The following is a 21,338-nucleotide window of genomic DNA, read 5'->3' on the forward strand; positions in this document are numbered from 1 at the left end:
TGCTCATAATAATCTCCATCTGTGAGTATTATGAGGCTTAAAAGTGTCTAGTAAACCCTGGCCGATTCAGATGTCGCAGTCTTTTAATTCTGCATCCATCTGGGACGGACCTACCAATCGATCTACTGCAGACGCGGATGCACCACGCTTGTTAATGGCGGACACTTGCATGCCTAAAACTTTCGCTGCGCGAATTACTGCACGACCTAGATTGCCATAACCCACTACCAAAACACGCTTTGTAGATGCCAGGGGGGTTAAAGATCGTTGCCAATGATGTGCTCGTTGATTTGTCATCTGATTTGGCATGCCAGTGGCTAACATTAACAACGCCATTAAAGAGTATTCAAATGCCTTATCGGCGTGTATTCCGCCGGAAATGGCTTGTACATCTAGCGGGTCCTTTGGGCACCACTGAGTGTTTTGGGTACTATTTGCCACGCCAAGGATATAGGACGTGGCCATGGCTGAACTAGTCTCAATCGGATCTCTCAACTGTGTTCCTGCACAGTGTTCGCGTTGCTGTTCTCGCTGTTTTTGCTCTTGTCGTTCCAGGATGTCAATTTGCCGCATCAATGTCCTGACGCAGCCCCTTGCTGTGCCACCAAAACGCAAACCGATACTCCTGCTTCCACTGCTTAGCAACATCTTCCATCTGTGCCTGGTGCTCTTTTTCACCTTTCAGAGTATGCTTTAACGATGATAGTCGCTCATCTTTGCGCTTTCCCGCGACCTCGGCCACATTCCACAGACTGAGCCGATCGAACCCAACATCGCTACGTGGCAACATCACGGTATTTGTTGGTTCAGTGGATGCATGATCGACCCGTTGTGTTCTCCTTGCTGCCCCGGTTCCATTTCCGTCCGTCCCAATCTGGGGATCAGCGTACTCGCAAGCGATCACCTTAAGTCTGGTGCATACACTTTTTCCGTCTCGTTACTTTTCGATAGATCATCAAAGCCATTGTGAAACCGTACGCCAAATAAGTCTGGTTTCTTTAGATTCTGCAATAGGTCGCCAGGCTAGATGACCGCGGAGGGAGTCAATCTCCACGTAGTCTGATTTAGGTGCTAAACGATGTATCATTTTAGCGCTGTCCACGCCCAAGAGCCTGTCTTGGTGGCAGGGCATGATTAACAGCCGTGCTCGTATATTGGCTAACACATTATCAAGGCTCCCCCGGCCCGCAGATATGTCGAACTGACTCGACGCTTCGTACCGACGTATAAGCGACCATGCATCCCATAGGGCGAAATTGTCGGCAACTGCTTGAGTATCTTCGGCCAGCGTCTCAGGGGTAACTGACTCGAGATAAGCATCTGTCACAGTCCAAGGGAAATAGTGATGGCCCGCAGCTCGCAATCCAGCGATGGGATTACTGCGATAGTTACCGCTTTGCCAAGCTGGGTCTAACTCAATTATACGGCGCATCTGTCTGACTGTTTCCTTGAAAAGTTGGCCAGCCCGTGCAGCAGGTACCAGCAACACTGCCGCTGATACCAAGTGAGGGAAACGCACTACCCACTCTAACGCCTGAAATGCCCCCATTGACGCGCCGGCAACTGCAGCCAGGGGAGAACCTTTGGTCAGATGTAGTGCCAGCGCATGCTGGGCTAGCACCATGTCAGCGACTGAATAGGGGGGGAAATCTACACCTAGCCCATCACCAGGCTGGGTAGAGTCCCCCCCCCCAATTGCGTCTATCGATACGACACAGAAGCGACCTGTATCAAACGCCCGCCCCGGGCCGATATGTAGCAAGGCGCCATGGCGTGTGTTACTCGTGCCAGGTAAAACCAACACAAAATTGTTGCGGTCCGCATTTGGTTTACCATAAGTTGTATAAGCAACTGTCAGTGGAGAAATGCAGGCACCAGAAAACAACGGGAACGATTGCAACAGGAACTTTTGGTGACTACCCCCATTAGCATTAACGGTTTCTGCCGCAATACTCATAGTCTTTCCCCCTCATGACTGAGGTTGTATACCAGCTTTACGAATAACGCTGTTCCATTTTTCAATTTCTGACCGAGTGTGCTTTTCAAGCGCTTCTCCTGGATATTCTTGGTCGGGCAGTGATTGTAGGCCTTGCTTAAACAAAGATTCTTGAAAAGCTGGGTCAGCGAGCGCGTTTTGGTAAGCTTTAAAGGAGCGGCGTATCGCGGACTGAGGAGTACCCGATGGAGCGTAGAGCCCATACCATGTCTGTGCTTCAAACCCCGGAATGCCTGCCTCTGCTACGGTAGGAAGATCAGGAAATTGCTTACTACGTGTGGGGGATGTCTGAGCCAGTGGCCTGATTTTGTCGCTGCCGACTAATGCCATGACCGTATTGGCTTGGTCAAATATAGCGTCGGCTTGCCCGCCCATCACGTCAGTTAGTGCCTGACCGCCACCTCTATAAGGAACTCCTTGAATGTCAATTCCAGCCTTCTGAGCGAACAAGGCTGCAGTCAGGTGTGATGCTGAACCAACACCTGCATGGGCGACATTTAGGCGCCCGGGTTCTGCACGAGCAGAGCTTAGGAAATCCTGGAGGGAATTGTAGGGGCTCTGGCCGTTGACGAGCAATACCATTGGCGTATCAGGAAAGCGGAACACTCCGTTGAAATTTTTCACAGGATCATAGCGCAGGTTTGCGTAGAGCGAAGGTGCTGCAGCCATGTATCCAAAATGGCCAACGAGCATCGTATATCCATCAGGTTTTGCACGCGCCGCCCGTGTTGCTCCGATCGTTCCACCCGCGCCAGGCGTATTTTCAATGACAATGGATTGACCTAATTCGCGACTGATTCGATCTGCCATCATTCTGGCAAGTGAATCGGTAGGTCCACCAGCAGCGAAGGGGACGATCCATGTAATTGGTTTGGATGGGTAGTCCTCCGCTTGGGCAATTGGTAGCAAAATGCACTCTGCAACGATAGTTAGAGTGAGCAGTTTTTTTTTCATCATTTGTCTCCTGGTTTATAATATGTCCACTACGTTTAGCCTTTTCAGGATCCTGCAACTTCGTCTGCAATAGCGCGACCGATATCTTCAGTCTGCGCGTTACCCCCAAGATCCGGCGTACGTGGACCTGATTTCAAGCAATTTTCGATAGCACGCAAAATTGCAGCATGCGCATCCTCACTCCCTAAAAATTGCAACATTAATGCGCCCGACCAGATCATAGCGATCGGATTGGCAATACCTTGCCCATAAATATCCGGAGCTGATCCATGGACAGGCTCAAACAGCGAGGGGAATTTGCGCTCAGGATTCAGGTTTGCTGACGGTGCGATGCCAATTGTCCCTGCGCAAGCAGGGCCGAGATCAGACAAAATATCGCCAAACAGATTCGACGCCACCACCACGTTGAAACGCTGCGGTTGCAAGACAAAACGTGCGGCCAATATATCGATGTGTTGCTTCTCAACCGTGATGTCAGGATAACTGGCCGACATTTGGTTGGCGCGGCCGTCCCACCATGGCATACTCACGGCGATACCATTGCTTTTGGTCGCAACCGTCAACTGTTTTCGTTTGCGACTTCGGGCAAGCTCAAACGCGAAGCGCAGGACCCGGTCAGTCCCGTGGCGCGTAAACACGGATTCTTGAATTACAATTTCGCGATCTGTATCGGGAAATAAGCAGCCACCTAGATTGGTGTATTCGCCTTCGGTATTTTCTCGCACGATATAGAAGTCGATGTCACCGGCTTGGCGGCCGGCAAGTGGACAAGGTACCCCGTCAAATAGGCGCACGTGACGCAAATTAATGTACTGGTCAAATTCGCGCCGAAATTTGAGCAATGATCCCCATAGAGAAATATGATCAGGCACAGTGTCGGGCCATCCGACAGCGCCAAATAAAATGGCATCGAAGGTTTGCAACTGGGTTTTCCAGTCTGATGGCATCATTTGGCCATGCTGCTCGTAATACACACAATTAGCCCAGTTAAAATTAACAATCTCCAATTTCATCCCAAAACGGATTGCGGCTGCTTCAACGACCCGAAGGCCCTCAGGCAAAACTTCGTTGCCAATTCCATCGCCCGCGATGGCGGCGATTTTAAACGGGTAGGACATAAGTATTCTCGGTAGAAGTAAAGATGCGAATTAATTGTAGGGAATAGCGCAAATGTATACAATAAAGCATTATGTGAAATCACTATGCACGAATTATGAATAATATATTACCCGCCGATCTGCGTGTCTTTTGTGTCGTTGTGCGTACTTCCAGCTTTTCGCATGCAGCGGCAGCTTTGGGCATGTCAGCGGCCTACGTCACAAAACGTATCAGAATGCTAGAGCAGGCACTAGGAACGGCCCTTTTTAACCGCACGACTCGTCGAGTGGTTACGACCGAGACAGGTGAGCGTATTTATCATTGGGCTCAGCGCATTCTGGATGACATCGATCATCTGATAGAAGAAGTTGGAGTTACTCGCAACGAACCGCGCGGCCTATTGCGTGTTTGCTGCAGCTTTGGCTTTGGGCGGCGCGTTGTCGCGCCTGCACTATCTGCTTTTTCTGAACAGCATGCTTCAGTGCAGGTGCATCTGGAGGTCTTTGACAGACTAATCGACGTGGCTGCCGAAGGCTACGACCTTGATGTTCGAGTCGGAGACGAGATTGCCCCTCATCTCATCGCGAGGCCGCTAGCAAAAAATTATCGCGTGCTTTGTGCATCGCCTGCCTATTTAGAAGCGCACGGCACTCCTAACAGTCTTGTTGATCTCGGCACGCATAACTGTCTCGTAGTCAAGGAGCGAGACCATCCGTTCGGCGTGTGGCGCTTGCAACGCGGCCGGAGAGCACACTCGGTCAAGGTGCGTGGAACATTGTCTACTAACAACGGAGAAATGTCAGTCAAATGGGCAATTGATGGCCGAGGCATCATTCTCCGATCTACGTGGGACGTGGGAGCGCTAATTGAACAGGGCAGTCTCGTACGGGTACTTCCTTCGTATCGCCAGCAAGCTAATATATGGGCGGTTTATCCATCTAGGTTAAATGCATCGGCTAAGGTTCGGGTTTGTGTGGAATTCTTGGCAGCGTATATGCGCCAGCACGGTGATTCGCAGTTTGGGCACCTAACGTCAGGTTAGGCTATAGTCATCATTGACACTATCACTAACATAACGCCAAATTAATGCAAATTAAGTATTGCTCTTTACGGTGCGACAACGCGTGTCAGTCATTGCACCAACGAGTAGAGCTCTTATGTCTATCGAACGGGCGGTCCCATAAGAGGTTAGATGGCGAGCAGTTCGACACTAGCAAAGTGCTCTGAGAGATACAGGCTTTTCCGTTAGAACTCCGGGAGATTTTCGAGGTTATCTCGAGCTTTACCGTTGTCCTCGGTCTTTATGTACTCAACACCATTTGCCTTAATGATATAAACGGGTTGTCCCTTTTGCCACTTTCCATTGCTTAACATGATAGTGACAAAGGTGACCCCTTCCTTTATCGCTTTGATGATAGTAGCTCGCTCGTACTCCGCACTAGCCCCAATCTTTTCCCCGTCATCTGGACGCGCCTGGACGCGGTCAATATGCGTATGCGCTTCGTTATATCGGACTGCCGAAATGCCGTAATCTGCCCACTTAGCCATCTTTGTCTCCTCGTTTAGTTGTTGTCTCTTTTACTTGTTATAAAGCTGTCCACAGAACCACAGTGAGTCACTGGACCAGTAGAAAGGCCTTAAGAAGCCTTGTTGTACCACCAGGCTCTGGGATCCGTTTAAATTTAGTATGTGAACCCTTTCGCGAAGGCTATCGGCCATAATGTATCATAAAATTACAAATGTTAATATAAATTATGAAGGAGAACGGGGCCTAAACTTTTCCGAATTATTCTGTGTAATGTCCGCTCAATTTTTTAAATTTGAGCCAGTTCTAGAAGTTCAAAAAGTGTTCGAAACGTCATTGAAATGACATGATTCATTCATACCATGGAAACGTAATCGCATGCGTAGAAGTGGGGTAGCTGGGTGTCGAATCATACCGGAGGTACCATTGCTGAACATTCGAGTGACTCCGGGATACCGGTGGCCCAGTATGTTCGTATGTCTACGGAACACCAAAAATACTCTACTGAGAATCAAGCTGCAGCCATCGCTGAATATGCACAAAAGCATGGCATGCGAATCGTCAAAACCTACGAGGATGCAGGCAAAAGCGGCCTAAACCTTAAAGGACGACGTGGATTGCAAGAATTACTCTGCGACGTAGAGCGCCCATCAGCCGGTTTTGAAGCTATTCTCGTTTACGATATTAGTCGCTGGGGAAGGTTTTTAGACCCAGACGAAGCAGCAGCTTACGTTTATGCCTGTAAACTGCGCGGGATCCCAGTTATTTTTTGTGCTGAATCATTTAATAATGACGGATCACTTCACTCTAATCTATTCATCGGTATTAGACGCACTATGGCGGCGGCGTACAGCCAAGATTTATCCAAAAAGGTATTTAAAGGCGCCTGCAACATTGTGCGTCACGGCTACAGACAAGGTGGAGCCCCTGGCTTCGGCCTGCGCAGACAACTAATCGACGAACAGCACAATGTTAAAGGGATACTGTCCCGTGGCGAAAAGAAGAGCATCCAAACTGACCGCGTAATCTTGGTTCCTGGCCCGCCTGAAGAAATTGCTGCCGTACAGCGTATCTATGAGCTATTTCTTAATAAAGGCATGCCTGAGCGAGTTATAGCATCCGTGCTAAACCGCGAAGGGATTTTGACCGATACAGGTGCTCAATGGACACGCGGCACAATTCATCAAATCCTCACAAACGAAAAGTATATTGGCAACAACGTCTATAACCGCACATCATTTAAGCTGAAAATACAGCATGTGAATAACCCACCAGAAGAATGGGTACGTCGAGATGGGGCTTTTGAGGCGATAGTTCCTATATCTATGTTTCTGCAGGTACAAGCTGTCATCGCCGCACGCTCACGCCACCTAGATAATGACCAAATGCTGCACTTATTGCGGCAAACATTGGAACGTCATGGTTCGCTGTCGGGCATTCTGATCGATGAAGATGAGGAAGCACCCTCCAGTTCAGCCTATCGAAGCCGTTTTGGCAGTCTGCTACAGGCTTACCATCTCATTGGCTATACCCCTAGACGTGATTACGCCTATTTGGAAATTAATCGCGCTTTACGCAGGCGCCACCCAGAACAGGTTGACGCGATGATATTAGGCATTGAGCATGCCGGAGGCTGGGCCGTACGCAATGACACGACTGATTTGCTTACAGTGAACGGCGAATTCACCACCTCGTTGGTTATTGCCCGTTGCAAACCCACACCTGCAGGAAAGCACCGTTGGCGGATCCGCTTTGATACAAGTCTTCGGCCTGACATCACAGTTGTGGCACGCATGGATCACTCCAATACCCATACTCACGACTACTATGTATTTCCTTCAATTGATTTTTCCGCTGAGACACTTCCCATTCTAGAAAACAACGGATTCTCACTAGATGCGTATCGCACTGACTCATTAGACAATTTTTATCACTTAGCGGGGCGTGTCCCCCTCCAGGAGGTTGCATGAAGAAATCACCTCAATCTGTTGAGATGATCCCGATCGATCAAATCACTATTGCTAATCCTCGCGTACGGAATCAAAAAATTCATAAAACCATTACGGACAGCATTGCGAAAGTCGGCCTAAAACGACCCATTACTGTTCGGCGCGTTTCAACTGGAGAAGGAGAACTCCCGTATGCGCTGATTTGCGGTCAAGGGCGGCTAGAGTCTTGCCAGCAACTTGGTCAGACTGACATTGCTGCACTCGTGTTAGATGTCGACGAGCAAACCGCCCATATCATGAGTATTGTAGAGAATGTTGCACGGCGCACGCCACGCGGAGGCGAAACAATGGAACAAGTTCGCAGCCTTCGCCAGCGCGGCTACAGTGACGCTGAAATTGCAGCCAAGTTAGGATGCACCACTTCGTGGGCCAATAATGTAGCCAACCTACTCGAACGGGGCGAAAAACGCTTACTAGCAGCAGCAGAAGCTGGCCATATTCCACTGCACCTAGCTGTCAATATCTCTCGTGCCAGCGATACCGACGCACAACAACTGCTACTCAATGCATACGAGAGCGGAGAACTCAAGGGTGGCAAAGTAACTGCTGTACGCAAAATACTGGAACAACGTGCACGCAGTGGAAAGCAAGGTAGCAATGCCTTTGTTAAGAGCCGGAATCGCAAGCCGATGACACCAGAGGAGCTAACGAAGATATACAAGCGCGAGGCCGATATGCACCGCCGAATCCAAAAAAAATCTGAATTTATCCAACAATCGCTACTTCTGACCAGGCAGATTTTTAAGGAGCTGTTTGCAAACAAAGAGTTTTGCGCTGTATTGAGGAAAGAAAAGCTTACCAGCGTGCCACAACCTTTGGCGGATCTATTACCTAATGGAGGACTCACACGATGACAGACCTACCGCCTAAATCGATCCGTCTTGGATTCGAACGTGATTGCGTAGAGGTGCCTTTAGATAAACTTCGATACACCGTTGAGCTACCGGCAGGGGTCAAAGACTCGGTAGCATACAAACAAATTCGCAGCTCAATCCAAGCAATTGATCTTGTCGAACCCATCGTCGTAACACTAAACCCAGACCAAAGGGACACGTTTATCATCCTGGACGGCCGAATGCGGGTTGAAGCCCTACGGGATCTGGGAGCACATCACGCACTATGCCTGCTTTCCACTGACGACGAGGGTTATACGTACAACAAACGGGTGAATCGCCTGTCTGTGATACAAGCTCACCGTATGATCGTACTGGCAACTGAACGGGGCGTCTCCGTCCAACAATTGGCTGAAGCGCTCAATGTTTCTGCTACTCTCATTCGTCAGAAATTTCGTCTATTGGACGGAATTTGTGACGAGGTCGTCGTGCTACTGGCAGATAAACCCGCCACGTATGGCATGTTTCGCGTTCTCAAGCAGATGAAGCCGTTCCGGCAAATCGATGTGGCGCAGTCCATGGTCAACCTCGGTAAGTACTCACTCAAGCTTGCTAATGCCATGTTACAAAACACCCCAATCGACCAATTAACGGAAGCAGCGGCGACAAAAACACGATCCGCGGGGCCGACCGAAGCGCTTCAACGACTGGAACGTGAACTCGCGGCAATGCAGGCTGACACGCGCTTACTCGAAGAAGATTATGGGCCAGCCAGTCTCGAATTGGAGATAAGCAAATCCTATATTGAAGAGTCTCTACTGGAAAATGCCGCTGTTGTACGATGGTTAGCAACAAGCCGGCCTGAATATTTACAGCAGCTTCAACGCATTGCAAACATTCGAGAAATATCTGCTACACGTTCAGAATAATGTTCTACGTAGTATATATACTACGTAGAACTAGGTACTTGAAGCCCTACTAGTTATTTATGTTTCAAAGGACTTGGGCATATTATTTGATGGATGGGAATGAAGTATATATACTTCATTCCCTCCGTCTATTCAATTTTAATTTAAATATATGCTATGCTGTGAAGTATATATACTTCACAGCAGATAACAAATGGCTACCTCGCGCATCCAAATTGCTAAAGCTGATATTCTGGACTATTTGGAAAAGGCTTCGCCAATTCTAAAACTCTCAGACCTGAAAGCTATCCTCTCTAACCAAAGAGGTTTTTGGCGTTTGGCGCAAAGCACAAACACACAAGACTTTATCGAATTTCTTAAGCAGCACGGGAAATTAAAAGAACTCAATTTCCCCTTCCCTCACCGCAAAGAAACCCGTTATGTTTGGGGTAATCTCCCATTACTAGAGATACTTCAAACCTTACGCCCCAATTGTTATTTCAGTCACTATACAGCCATGCGAATGCATGGCTTAACGGAACAAATCCCTAAAACCATTTATATCAATCATGAGCAACATCTAAAAAGCCAGGTATCAGGTGCGCTTGAGCAAAAAAATATCGATACCGCATTTAGCCGTCAGCCGCGAGTCTCAAATAATGTCATTGAATTTGAGGACAAAAGGATCTATCTGTTAAACGGTAAGAATACGGGTCAGCTTGGCGTCATCACCGATTCTGTAACCTATGACAATAACCAACAGATAAGCGTTCGCTTGACCAATGTAGAGCGTACCTTAATAGACATTACGGTACGTCCTACTTATTCAGGTGGTGTCTTCGAAGTACTCAAAGCTTTTACCCTGGCAAAAGAGCAGGTGTCTGTCAATGCTCTTGTAAGCATGCTGCTTAAAATCAACCACACTTACCCTTATCACCAAGCGATCGGGTTCTATTTAGAGCATGCTGGATATAAACAATCTCTTTTAGATTTAGTCAGACGGTTGCCCATCGAGTACGACTTTTACTTGGTAAATAAAATGCAAGATACCGAATATATTAAAGAGTGGAAACTATTTATTCCTAAAGGTCTTTAACTGTTCAACCAGACCCAGCGTGAAATCAAAATAAAAATCAAAACTTTCTATTGCAACGCCTGACGGGACCGTATTTTGCACCGAGGGGAAATCTGGCCGATGAAACTCTCGCTGTTCACCAATTTTATCCAAAAATGCAATATTGACTTTTTTGCACCGGAATATTTCAGACAGAATATGCGTTGTGTCATCGGATTCAATATCAATATTCAGTAGGGTGACCAGTTGATAAATGTCGTAAAAGTCCCGGGCTCGAGCACTGCCCGGCCGAGTTCTATTGACGACGGGACCGTACTCCGGCATTTGTTGACAAATAGCACGCAGTTTTTCACAGACGATCATGACAGGGGAATAGACGTAAATGATGTACCCATCAAAGTCATGAGCTACTCTACCTTCTACATATTCATGACGGCTAATGTCGATGAGAAATTTCTTACCCTGACCAATATTGAGCGCATGCTTGCGAAGTAGTTCTAGGTCTTCAGCATTTTCCCGGAATAATTCAGTGCCAACGAGCTTAAATTCGGTTTTATACCCGCCCCAAAAATCCGCTACATCCGCAGAAAGTTGCTCCGGTTTATTATGAAATTTGAAATCAAAAACCTCATATCCATATTGTCGAAAAGTCCGCTTCAAAGCACGTTCAATACGCAAAGCTAAATTCTCACTGCCACCTGGAAAATCAGCCTGCATTGAAAAGTCTATATCTATGGAGGCTCTTGCGGCGATATGATGAATCAAATCGATCGCATTGCCGCCCTTCAAAACCAGGTATTCAAAAAGTTCATCATCTGAAATGATGGCCGTGACAACCCATTTTTTTATTTGATCTGGCGTAATGTCTGGGGTGTTCGGCATAATCAAAATTCGGTAAAAAGAAATATAGATGCAAAGTCAATCATTATGTTCAATACCCCCATGCATCGCCCAGTTCATGGGCTTGCTTGAGCACAAGCTCAATCGCAGCTTCTGCCATATCGGGTGGATATTTGTACTTGCGCAGGACCCGTTTGACCATCAACCGCAGCTTAGCACGTACACTTTCGCGTTTTGACCAATCCACGGTAATATTTTTACGTAGATTCTCCGTCAGTTCATGAGCGATTTTCTTTAATGTCTCGTCAGTCAGCTCTCTGACCGCCGATTCATTATCCACAAGAGCATCATAAAACCGCAATTCATCTTCAGACAGACCCAGCTTTTCACCACGATTAGCCGCTTCCTTGAACTTCTTGGCCATGCCAATCAGCTCTTCCATCACCTGCGCCGTCTCAATACTACGATTCTGATAGCGGGTAATGACCCCGTTGAGCATGTCAGAAAATTTCTTCTGTTGCACCACATTGGTCGCGAATTTGCTTTTGATCTCCCCTTCCAGCAAGCGTTCTAGTAGCTCGACTGCTAAATTTTTCTCAGGCAATTTTTGAACTTGAGCTAAGAATTCATCATCCAATAGCCCAATATTTGGCTTATCCAGCCCCACAGCATCAAAAATATCCACCACATTTTCGCTAACAACCGCCTGGCCGATAATCTGACGAATCGCCAGCTCACGCTGCTCGTCTGTCTTTTTCTTTTGGCTGACGTCACGTTTGGTCAATATCACCTTGACTGCCTGTAAAAAGGCCACTTCATCCCGAAGCGCCTTGGCTTCTTCCAGCGTGCAGCACAGCGAGAAGGCTTTGCTCATTGCTAAGGCAGTATCCGCAAAGCGCTTTTTAGGGTTCAAATCGGGATTTTTCTCTGCTGCGGCGGGGCGAAGTCCCAGAATATGGTCCGCTGCGCCTGCAATGATTCGATACCCACCTGTTTTATAGCTGGAATAATCAAAACCATGCAACATCGCCCGCAAGCAATCCATTTTTTCAAGGAGAACAGCCAGTGCTTCGTGCGCATCTACCGTCGGCTTACCACGCCCCTTACTGGCGGTGTATTCCTTCATCGCCGCTTTGAGCTCATTGCCAATACCGATGTAATCGACCACCAGGCCGCCCTGCTTATCCCTAAACACCCTATTGACCCGAGCAATGGCCTGCATCAGGTTATGGCCCTTCATCGGCTTGTCGATATACATGGTGTGCACGCAAGGGGCATCAAAGCCCGTGAGCCACATGTCCCGGACAATGACCAGTTTTAAAGGATCTGTTGGATCTTTAAAGCGCTTTTCCAGGCGTTTTTTGGTTTGCGTGTTATAAATGTGTGGTCGCAGCAATGCCTTGTCACTAGCACTGCCCGTCATGATGACTTTAATTGCGCCTTTGTCTGGGTCAGAATCATGCCAATCGGGCCGTAGCTTGATGATCTCGTTATAAAGATGCACGCAAATATCGCGGCTCATGCCGACAATCATGCCCTTGCCCTCTTGAGCCTTATTACGTTCCTCAAAGTGCAGGACTAGATCTTGGGCAACACTGGCAATTCTGGGTTCAGCGCCGACCACTTTTTCCAAGGCGGCCCAGCGCGATTTGAGTTGCGACTGAGTGTCCTCCTCCTCATCCTCGGCCAGCTCGTCGACCTGTTCGTCCAGATCTGACAAATCGGCTTCTTTTAGCTTGAGCTTGGCCAGACGACTTTCATAGTAGATCGCAACGGTAGCGCCGTCTTCCTTGGCCTGCTGCATGTCATAGACGTGAATATAGTCCCCAAAAACGGCTCTCGTGTCTCGGTCCGTGCTGCTGACAGGCGTGCCGGTAAATGCAACAAACGTCGCATTGGGCAAGGCATCACGTAAATGCTGGGCATAACCCGCTTGATATTTTAGGGTATTAGCATCCTGCGCCGCCGCATCATTTTCTGTTTGTTTGGCAAGCACACCAGTCGTCAAGGCCGGTTTGGCTTTGATTGACTTGAGTTTAGCTTCAAAGCCATATTGCGTGCGGTGTGCTTCATCGGCAATCACTACAATGTTCTGACGCTCAGATAAAACAGGATAAATATCTTCGTCTTCTCCGGGCATAAACTTTTGAATCGTGGCAAAGACAATTCCGCCAGAAGGCCGGTTTTGCAGCAATTGACGCAGTTGCTGGCGCGTAGAAGCTTGCACGGGCTGCTCCCGCAGCAAATCCTGCGCCAGACTAAAAACCCCAAACAGTTGGCCGTCTAGGTCATTACGGTCTGTAATCACCACAATGGTGGGATTTTGCATGGCCGGATCCTGCATGACTCGGGCCGCAAAACAGGTCATAGTGATGCTTTTACCGCTACCTTGAGTATGCCAGACAACCCCGCCCTTACCGCGCGTGCCGGCCTCTACATCAGGGCGAGAAGCCGTAATCACCTGCTCGATCGCAAAACGTACCGCATGATATTGATGGTAGCTGGCGATTTTTTTGACCAATTTGCCGTCATCCTCAAACAGGATGAAATACCGCAGATAATCCAATAGATACTCTGGAGCCAGCACGCCCCGAATCAGCGTTTCCAGCTCATTGAACTGACCCAGCGGATCCAAATTCACGCCATCAATGGTACGCCACTGTAAAAATCGCTCTGCATTGGCCGACAATGAACCCATACGCGCATCTGAGCCATCTGAAATAACAAGAATTTCGTTGTATTGGAAAAGATCCGGTATTTGCTCTTTGTAAGTCTGGATTTGGTCGTAGGCGCGCCATATATCGGCGGTCAAATCTGCTGGATTTTTTAATTCAATCAATACCAGCGGCAGGCCATTCACAAACAGCATGATGTCTGGGCGTCGAGTGTAATGTGGGCCTTTGATGGTGAATTGATTGACTGCCCAGTATTCATTATTGGTACTGTCATTCCAATCCACCAGTCGCACTAAGTCGCCTCGCGTGGTGCCGTCTTTTTGATATTGAACCGGCACACCGTAGATGAGCAGTTTATGGAAAATTCTGTTGGCCGAAAGTTGAACAGGAGTACCGAGATTCAGGACCAGCTGGATTGCATCTTCTTGAGCGACTGCAGGAATATCAGGGTTTAATCTGGCGATAGCTTCTCGCAAGCGTTGAGTTAATATAACCTGAAGATAATTTGAGCGTTGCGGGTTTGGCCCGTCAAATGCGATGTCCGGACCGAAGCGATGGCTGTAACCAACGTTTTGTAACCAGGCCAGTGCGTCTTGCTCGAGTTGGTCTTCAGTCATATATTTGTCTCGTTATTTTTTAATTTTTTACATTTCAGCATTTTCTTCGACTTGCGCCATATCCGATATACGAAGTTGGCCTGCAATCAACTTAGGCAACAAAAGATTTCGAATATTTTCAAGCCCTCTAATGCGTTTGATATTCAATTCAGCGGATTCAATGACAGCGGAGATCAAATGGTCAAATTTTTTCAAGACCTTTTCGGGAGGAACCACTACAGGCATTAACTCGAAGGATCCTTTCCACCGTGCATAAGGTATCGTAGACCCTTCTGAGTGATGAGTTGCGTACTTAACCGTTGAATCATCAAATGCAAGAAATAATGCATATGCACGCGCAACTTCAACTTTAGGAGATAGAACAAAGACTGTTGTACGAGTTACTCCATCAAAAGGAGCAATGCTAACTTTATGAAAATAAGGTCTCATTGCTCCAAACAAAATATCCCCTTTATAGAACCGAACCAAACTACTTTTGGCTTCGTCGCCCGCTTTGAAATTTTCCAAAAACGGATTCATTGCTGTAATTGATTCGATTGGGACATAAGGCAAGGAGTCCGTAATGGTACCTGACTTAATTCGCTCTGATCGAAGTATCAATATCTCTCCGAAATTTCCAACTTTCCAATTTTTTGGAAGGTCTCCTAGTTTTGACGCTTCAAACTGACTCGGAAACAACGCTGCTGTTTCTTCGTCCATACCTTCGGGCTGGCGACCTTCCATTTTTGCTCGAACAGGATCAAAATCCACAAACCAGGATTTGAAAATCGTCTGCGCGATGGATTCAAGGGTTTTGTTTGTTTCGCGAAGTAGCCTTATGTAATCGTCGAAAGGATTTAATACATCAACGATTTGGCTTTGCCCATTAAGATCCGGTGCAGCAAAACTAATCTGTCCAAAAGTCGATTTATTCAAAATTGGCTGCGCGGAACCTCCTGCTAAATTTCGAATCTCTTCTTTACGCAGTCTAAAGCTATAATAGAGAAACTCTGGAGAAAATTTTGACTCGTCGACAATAATTGCATTTATCTGTTGATTAGCAACGCATCTAGATGGCGTAATAGCGACTTTACCCATGTCTGAGCCGATGCACGTTATAAGTACTGCTCGAGCAGGGATAATACTACCTTTGACAGATTGGGCACCAAGTTCTGAAATCGAGCGTGTGCTTTGATTAATCCATTTTTCTCCGGAGAAATCGGGAGGTGTAATGAAAGGCACTTCTTCGCCGACAAAATCCGACACTCCGCCTTTGGGTGTTTTTCCTGTCAGAATTTTTCCCGCTTCGCAAAGGCGGTATGTTTTCCATTCAAAACTCATATCCAAGCCCCGCCAACTTCTGCCGAATCAACCCGTCCAGCTCAACCCCTTTAGCCATCTGTTCACCCAGTTGTTCGGTCAATTGCTGCATTTTTTCCGCAAAAGCCTCGTCATCATCTTCGACTTTTGCAGCACCAACATAGCGTCCAGGCGTCAGTACATGCCCATGTTGCGCAATTTCCGCAAGCGGCGCACTGCGACAAAACCCCGCTACATCCTGATAATCTGTAATACTTGCCCCTTCTTGGATTTCCCCGCGCCACGCAGCAACGGTTTCAGAGATACGGCGGATCGATTCACAATCCAACTCTGCCTGCACGCGAGAGATCATGCCTCCCAATTTCCGAGCATCAATGAACAGCACTTCGCCTTTACGTTTTTTCTGCTTGGCCAAGAACCATAGACAGGCCGGGATTTGCGTATTAAAAAAGAGCTGTCCAGGCAAGGCAATCATAACTTCAACCACATCCGCCTCTACCATCGCTGCCCGGATCTGGCCTTCATTATTTTGGCTGGAACTCATTGAGCCATTGGCAAGAACAATACCAGCGCGTCCAGTTGGTTTCAGGTGATGCAACATATGCTGCAACCACGCGTAGTTGGCATTGCCCTTGGGAGGGTCACCATACACCCAGCGCGGATCACCTTCGAGACTGCCGTGCCACCAGTCACTGATATTAAAAGGCGGATTGGCAAGGATAAAATCAGCCCGTAAATCAGGATGCTGATCCCGTGTAAACGTATCCGCGGGCTCTTTACCCAGATTAAAATCAATGCCGCGAATGGCCAGATTCATCGCCGCCAGTCGCCACGTAGTCGGATTGGATTCCTGCCCATAAATGGACACATCTCCCAGTTTTCCGCCATGGGTCTCAATAAATTTTTCTGACTGAACAAACATACCGCCAGAGCCGCAGCAGGGGTCGTAGACCTGACCATGATGAGGCGCGAGGACTGCAACTAGGGTTTTTACAATACTGGCCGGTGTATAGAACTGTCCGCCTTTTTTTCCTTCAGCGCTGGCAAATTGCCCTAGAAAATACTCGTAGACTTGCCCCAGCACATCACGCGCGGCGCTGGGATCCACGCCAAAACCGATCGTTGAGACGACATCTACCAATTCACCCAACTTGCCATCAGGCAGTTGCGCCCGGCCATAGCGTTTATCCAAAATGCCTTTCAGACTTGCGTTTTCCGTTTCAATGGCAGTCAACGCCTCATCAATTCGCTTACCAATATCCGGTTGTTTGGCTGCTGCCCGCAGGCTCTCCCAGCGTGCCATTTCAGGAACCCAAAAAACATTGGCCGCCCGATAATAATCCCGGTCTTCCAGTTCCTCTTGAATCATGCTCTCATCAGAGAGAAAGTACTCGTCGTTTTCATCGGAAAAACGAGCACGTAGTTCATCCTGGCGGGCTGCAAATGTGTCTGAGATGTATTTTAGGAAGATGAGCCCTAGTACCAGATGTTTGTACTCTGCGGCATCCATGTTGGCGCGCAGCTTATCCGCACTGGCCCAGAGGGTTTTTTTAATGTCATTGATCATTTTACGAGTCTATTTTAGAAAAATATAGTTACATTGTAGCGATAATAGAATGACCTATCAGAATCAAAACCCGATCAAAATTTGTAACATACAAATAATCGTATAAGTTGCTGTATTAATTTAATTTTTGAAGAAAATGAAAACTCTGGATATACATCCAAAGAGCTTTTATCAAATCCTGGTCAATCCCTTTTCAGTGCATGGTCAAAGACCACCAAAGCCTGCGCTGCATCTTGCGTAATTGAGTACCCTGACCTAACGACATGGGATCTGTCTTACCGACACCTAGCTCCCTTAGCGTTCTTCTCTTGTGTGCCACAATCTCAACACATAAATGGTATCGCCTTCAATTTCATATCGAATTTCGTATTTCCCCGCTAAGATCCGCCTGACTTCCCGGGGTTCGAACTGAAAGAGCTGCTCCCCTATGCGCGGTGAGGTTAGTAACCTTGTTGGCGCTTGGGTCAGTGCCTGGACTGCCCGCGCCGCAGCAGGCTTGCTGACAGGGACTAAGAAATCATATAACCGTGATAAATCACTAAGGGCCTTGCTGGTCCACTTTAACTGCATCAGCGAGGTACCGGCAGGGGTTTATCGGTGCCCAAGCTTTCTGCCCAAGCCTGTACTGCCTGATGATCCACAACCTGATGGGTGTCCACCTCAGCGAGGGCTTCATAGGTTAAGCGATCACGCTCCTCCTCTTGAGCGATCCAAGCCGATAGGGCTTGCTTCATGATCCAGCCCCGTGAGCGTTCAAGACGTTCAGCCAAAAGATCTACCTTCTCAGCAAGGGGAACAGGTACATGCGTGGTCAAAACACGAGTCTGGGCTTTTTGCATAGTTTTGCTCCTGTAAAAATAAAGCGTACTAATCGTACTCGATTGAGTATAAATCATATTGATTCAATACGATTAAAAAAAGCAAAAAATAATACGAAAATCGATGCGAATGTCATGAGGTATGAATCGCTTTTTTTCTCACGTCAAAAACACGGCACACCGCGTCTTTGACGTAAAGTGCCTATCCTGCATATAGTCTTTTAAAGGTATTTTGGCTCTTAAATAGGTGGAGGCCAGCTATAAATTTTATATGGTATGCATTAGCATAAATATAGTAAATTTATGGTCGATAATCAGTCAATGATTGGTATTTACATAGTAAGAAATAGATTTAAAAACTGGTTTTTAATGGTATTCATACAGCTCAATTATGGTAAATATCAGCATAAGTAGTGCATAAATACGAATAAAATAAGATTTTTATAGAATCACTATGCATTTTCATGAATAAATCCGCATCAAAGCCCATAAATAGCAATTATTGGCGCATATAACGCATTTTTTATGCATAACTCGAGCAATGCTACGCATGCTATTTACCTACAAAAAATTCTAAAAAGACGATATGCAGGATAGGGACTTTGCGTAAATGCAAGTCGTCCTGGGGTTTTCGCGTGCGAAAAAGGCTTGCTGGCGCAAGCTGGTTTATCAAGGAGCACAGAGGTGCGTGTTTGTGTTTGGCTTACTGTCCCCGTGATAAAGTTGTTCGTATCTCAATAGACATGCAGCACTGATCCGTGATGAATAAACCGCCATCAACAACGACAAAGCCCTATAGTGTTTGGAAAACCCTGCTTATCACCCTGGTCATTGCTGCGATTGGCTGTGCTTCGCTCTATGGTTTTATCTATATGATATTTATCAGACCAATCAATGAACTCGGCCAAGCCGCAAAAGAGTTTGTTGAAAAGGAGATAGGAGGAAAAGTCACAATATCTCCCATTAAACTTCGTTTCCCAAAGATGAAAGAATGAATCTATAGCCTCATCGCTATGATTTGTATCTGCTGAATTTTTCATCAGCAAAGCCCTTTGGTTTGGTAGATAATACTGTTTTTATATACAGTATTTTACGCTATGAAAACCTACCTTGACCTAATTCCCCTGGTGGAAACCTCGGCCAGTATTGGGCTGATTGTGTGCAAGACGCCGGCAGGTTTCCCGTCCCCGGCCCAGGATATGGCCGTAAACCGGATCGACATTGGCGAGATCCTCGTCAAGCACCCTACCTCCACCTTTTACCTGTGTGTCAAAGGCCACTCGATGAAAGAGGCAGGCATTGACGATGGCGACCATTTGATTGTCGATCGATCCCTGACTGCCAAGCACAACAGCATCGTTATTGCCGAAATCGATGGGGATGTGACTGTAAAACGGCTGCACAAGAAAAACGGCGTAATACGCCTCAAGGCCGCTAACCTCACCTACCCTGACATAGTGCCGATTCCTGGCCAGGAATGGATGATCTGGGGCGTTGTCACCCACGTTATCAAGGATATGCTATGACCTATGGGCTGATCGATGGTAATTGCTTCTATTGCTCATGCGAGCGCGTGTTTAGACCATCCCTGAAAGGCAAGGCGCTTATCTCGCTGTCCAACAATGATGGATGCGTCATTTCACGCACAGACGAGGCCAAGGCGTTGGGAATAAAAATGGGCCAGCCCTGGTTTGAGATCAAACATCTGGAAGAAAAGGGGCTCATAGGGCTAAGCAGTAATTTTGCGCTGTACGGTGACATGAGCGACCGCATGATGAGCATAATTGGCAATTTCTCGCCTCGCCAAGAAATTTATAGTATTGACGAGAGTTTCGCTAATTTTTCGGGGATTACCGAGGACTTAACCGCCTACAGCCAGAAAATACGGGCCGCTGTCTTGCGCGAGATAGGGATTCCCACCTGTGTGGGCATCGGCGCCACCAAGACCCTGGCTAAGTTGGCCAACCATATTGCCAAAAAGCAGCCGTCCTGGTCTGGGGTGTGTGATTTAACGCAGTTGGACCGATACCAGCTGGCCGAAATGATGAAAAATATTGAAGTTGGGGAAGTCTGGGGCATAGGCAGGCGCATTGCCAAAAGGCTTAACGAGCTGGGCATTTATACGGTCTTTGACCTGGCCCGAATGAAACCCGAAGCGGCCAGAGCCGAGTTTTCCATAGTCGTGGGTAAGACCGTGCAGGAGTTGCGCGGGATCTCGCGTATCGATCTGGAAGAAGTGGCCGACCCTAAAAAGCAAATAATCTCGTCCCGCTCCTTTGGTTTGCCAATGACCGATCTGACCGGGTTGCAAAGCGCCCTGTCTGAGTTTGTCGCCATCGCCTGCAACAAACTGCGCGGGCAAAATTCGGTGGCCACCAGTATGCAAATATTCATTCGCACTAGCCCCTTTGACAAGGGTAAACAATATGGCAATAGCCACCTGGTCACCCCGCCCTACCCGAGCGCCGACAACTTGGTTTTTACCAAATATGCACTTAGGGCGCTTGAGACCATATGGCGGCCAGGCTTCAAATACAAAAAGGCGGGCGTCATGCTAATGGACATATCGCCTACCGATACCGTCCAAGGCGAACTGTTTCCCGTGGAAACTGAGCATGACAAGCGGGCGCAGCTGATGGTGACCTTGGATGGCATCAATGCTCGATATGGCCGAGGGTCCGTGAAAACAGGCAGTATCGGTTTTCACGACCGCGAGCATTGGTATATGCGCCAGGAGCGCAAAAGTCAGGGATATACTACGAACTGGCACGAAGTGCCAATCGCCAGGGCCTGAATCAAAGATATAGGGTCCTATAGCCAGGCTCTGGCACCCGATTGCTATCTTACTCTCGCTCGAAACGGATTACAGCCGTTTTAAGCGTTTTTTTTACCTCGACAGACCTTAGACGTTGGGTTTTACAAAAAAATAGCACCATACCTTGATTTACCCCACTGCCGTCGATTTTGACGCTTTTGTTACCCCCAGTTTTGCAAAACCGAAAGGGAAAGGGGAGCCGCTTGCGGGGGAAACCGCAGGTTTCCACAAAAGGGGTCGAGGCCGCGACCGAAGCGTTAGCGTAGGGAGGACAGGGGAACCGGCACGGTTCCCGCGGCCAGGGCCTTA

At 47.7% G+C, this 21,338-nt stretch carries 20 protein-coding genes; 8 read left to right on the forward strand and 12 right to left on the reverse strand.

What is annotated here, in order from left to right; all coding sequences use genetic code 11:
• Window positions 1–66: 66 nt before the first annotated feature.
• From INT32_RS21165 to INT32_RS21185, 5 genes are all read right to left on the reverse strand, one after another.
• Window positions 67–573, reverse strand: a complete 507-nt coding sequence (locus INT32_RS21165) for an NAD(P)-dependent oxidoreductase (protein WP_193090680.1) — start codon at window positions 571–573, stop codon at window positions 67–69.
• Window positions 560–793: a hypothetical protein gene (locus INT32_RS21170; RefSeq protein WP_161495313.1), complete on the reverse strand. Its 234-nt coding sequence runs from the start codon at window positions 791–793 to the stop codon at window positions 560–562. The genes INT32_RS21165 and INT32_RS21170 overlap by 14 nt, the downstream gene beginning before the upstream one ends.
• A 162-nt stretch (window positions 794–955) precedes the next feature.
• Complete coding sequence (locus INT32_RS21175; RefSeq protein WP_100699606.1) at window positions 956–1,957, reverse strand: alpha/beta fold hydrolase; 1,002 nt, start codon at window positions 1,955–1,957, stop codon at window positions 956–958.
• A gap of 12 nt (window positions 1,958–1,969) precedes the next feature.
• A complete protein-coding gene (locus tag INT32_RS21180) occupies window positions 1,970–2,953 on the reverse strand; it encodes a tripartite tricarboxylate transporter substrate binding protein (protein ID WP_226817338.1) in 984 nt (327 codons plus the stop codon).
• Window positions 2,954–2,994: 41 nt separating this feature from the next.
• Window positions 2,995–4,068, reverse strand: a complete 1,074-nt coding sequence (locus INT32_RS21185; RefSeq protein ID WP_100699605.1) for a tartrate dehydrogenase — start codon at window positions 4,066–4,068, stop codon at window positions 2,995–2,997.
• A 95-nt stretch (window positions 4,069–4,163) separates the two neighbouring features.
• Here INT32_RS21185 and INT32_RS21190 point away from each other — a divergent pair, with 95 nt between their 5' ends.
• Window positions 4,164–5,090: a LysR substrate-binding domain-containing protein gene (locus INT32_RS21190; protein WP_100699604.1), complete on the forward strand. Its 927-nt coding sequence runs from the start codon at window positions 4,164–4,166 to the stop codon at window positions 5,088–5,090.
• 203 nt (window positions 5,091–5,293) lie between these two features.
• On the opposite strand, the gene INT32_RS21195 is transcribed toward INT32_RS21190, so the two are convergent.
• Complete coding sequence (locus INT32_RS21195; protein WP_193090681.1) at window positions 5,294–5,596, reverse strand: DUF3892 domain-containing protein; 303 nt, start codon at window positions 5,594–5,596, stop codon at window positions 5,294–5,296.
• A 435-nt stretch (window positions 5,597–6,031) separates the two neighbouring features.
• Between INT32_RS21195 and INT32_RS21200 the strand changes: the two genes are divergently transcribed.
• From INT32_RS21200 to INT32_RS21215, 4 genes are all read left to right on the forward strand, one after another.
• Complete coding sequence (locus INT32_RS21200; RefSeq protein ID WP_370540268.1) at window positions 6,032–7,543, forward strand: recombinase family protein; 1,512 nt, start codon at window positions 6,032–6,034, stop codon at window positions 7,541–7,543.
• Complete coding sequence (locus INT32_RS21205) at window positions 7,540–8,436, forward strand: plasmid partitioning protein RepB C-terminal domain-containing protein (protein ID WP_193090683.1); 897 nt, start codon at window positions 7,540–7,542, stop codon at window positions 8,434–8,436. Before INT32_RS21200 ends, INT32_RS21205 begins: the two co-directional genes overlap by 4 nt.
• Entirely contained in the window at window positions 8,433–9,344 is a 912-nt protein-coding gene (locus INT32_RS21210; RefSeq protein WP_193090684.1) for a plasmid partitioning protein RepB C-terminal domain-containing protein, read from the forward strand. The genes INT32_RS21205 and INT32_RS21210 overlap by 4 nt, the downstream gene beginning before the upstream one ends.
• A gap of 193 nt (window positions 9,345–9,537) precedes the next feature.
• Entirely contained in the window at window positions 9,538–10,419 is an 882-nt protein-coding gene (locus tag INT32_RS21215; RefSeq protein WP_193090685.1) for a hypothetical protein, read from the forward strand.
• On the opposite strand, the gene INT32_RS21220 is transcribed toward INT32_RS21215, so the two are convergent.
• The 6 genes from INT32_RS21220 to INT32_RS21245 form a co-directional block, all read right to left on the reverse strand.
• Entirely contained in the window at window positions 10,396–11,280 is an 885-nt protein-coding gene (locus tag INT32_RS21220; protein ID WP_193090686.1) for a nucleotidyl transferase AbiEii/AbiGii toxin family protein, read from the reverse strand. The genes INT32_RS21215 and INT32_RS21220 overlap by 24 nt on opposite strands.
• A gap of 49 nt (window positions 11,281–11,329) precedes the next feature.
• Window positions 11,330–14,530 (reverse strand): type I restriction endonuclease subunit R, encoded by a 3,201-nt coding sequence (locus INT32_RS21225; RefSeq protein ID WP_193090687.1) that lies wholly within the window; start codon window positions 14,528–14,530, stop codon window positions 11,330–11,332.
• A 27-nt stretch (window positions 14,531–14,557) separates the two neighbouring features.
• Window positions 14,558–15,850, reverse strand: coding sequence for a restriction endonuclease subunit S (locus INT32_RS21230; protein ID WP_193090688.1), 1,293 nt, complete (start codon window positions 15,848–15,850; stop codon window positions 14,558–14,560).
• Complete coding sequence (locus tag INT32_RS21235) at window positions 15,840–17,396, reverse strand: class I SAM-dependent DNA methyltransferase (protein ID WP_193090689.1); 1,557 nt, start codon at window positions 17,394–17,396, stop codon at window positions 15,840–15,842. The genes INT32_RS21230 and INT32_RS21235 overlap by 11 nt, the downstream gene beginning before the upstream one ends.
• A 294-nt stretch (window positions 17,397–17,690) precedes the next feature.
• On the reverse strand, window positions 17,691–17,966 hold the full coding sequence (locus tag INT32_RS21240) for a type II toxin-antitoxin system RelE/ParE family toxin (RefSeq protein ID WP_193090690.1): 276 nt from the start codon (window positions 17,964–17,966) through the stop codon (window positions 17,691–17,693).
• Window positions 17,966–18,235, reverse strand: a complete 270-nt coding sequence (locus tag INT32_RS21245) for a CopG family ribbon-helix-helix protein (RefSeq protein WP_193090691.1) — start codon at window positions 18,233–18,235, stop codon at window positions 17,966–17,968. The genes INT32_RS21240 and INT32_RS21245 overlap by 1 nt, the downstream gene beginning before the upstream one ends.
• A gap of 740 nt (window positions 18,236–18,975) precedes the next feature.
• On the opposite strand from INT32_RS21245, the gene INT32_RS21250 reads away from it, so the two are divergent.
• From INT32_RS21250 to INT32_RS21260, 3 genes are all read left to right on the forward strand, one after another.
• Complete coding sequence (locus INT32_RS21250; protein WP_193090692.1) at window positions 18,976–19,209, forward strand: hypothetical protein; 234 nt, start codon at window positions 18,976–18,978, stop codon at window positions 19,207–19,209.
• Window positions 19,210–19,311: 102 nt separating this feature from the next.
• A complete protein-coding gene (locus tag INT32_RS21255) occupies window positions 19,312–19,740 on the forward strand; it encodes a LexA family transcriptional regulator (RefSeq protein ID WP_193090693.1) in 429 nt (142 codons plus the stop codon).
• A complete protein-coding gene (locus INT32_RS21260) occupies window positions 19,737–21,008 on the forward strand; it encodes a Y-family DNA polymerase (protein ID WP_193090694.1) in 1,272 nt (423 codons plus the stop codon). The genes INT32_RS21255 and INT32_RS21260 overlap by 4 nt, the downstream gene beginning before the upstream one ends.
• Window positions 21,009–21,338 lie beyond the last annotated feature (330 nt).

It is taken from the genome of Advenella sp. FME57 (assembly GCF_014897675.1).
GTDB lineage: Bacteria > Pseudomonadota > Gammaproteobacteria > Burkholderiales > Burkholderiaceae_B > Advenella.